General features: G+C 36.4%; 1 protein-coding gene. It reads right to left on the bottom strand.

Going from position 1 to position 236, the window contains the following annotated elements:
* Positions 1-207: hypothetical protein (locus tag BN3349_RS12175; RefSeq protein ID WP_370738140.1), on the bottom strand; the 207-nt coding region annotated here is incomplete at its 3' end.
* Positions 208-236: the final 29 nt, after the last annotated feature.

Here is a 236-nt window from a genome sequence, read left to right as displayed (position 1 = left end):
TAAATTATCATCACCATAATATGTATATGAACCATCAGAATTTTGAGAGCATCGATTTTCTCCACAAATCACATTAAGATCGATCCTAACCCCACCTAATTTCACTCCATCAAAATAGCCACTACCATAACTTGTATTAGTTAGCGTAGTGGTTCCATCTGATATGCCTTTAAACAGTCGAGAGTTTTTTAATGTCTCTTCTCGCATCTTAGTTGCAGCTAGTTGCAAAGTCCCTT

The sequence above is a fragment of the Necropsobacter massiliensis genome, assembly GCF_000827595.2.
In the GTDB taxonomy this organism is placed as follows: Bacteria; Pseudomonadota; Gammaproteobacteria; order Enterobacterales; family Pasteurellaceae; genus Necropsobacter; species Necropsobacter massiliensis.
The sequence above is the reverse complement of the archived record's forward strand: the minus strand, read 5'-3'. Positions and strand labels throughout refer to the sequence as shown.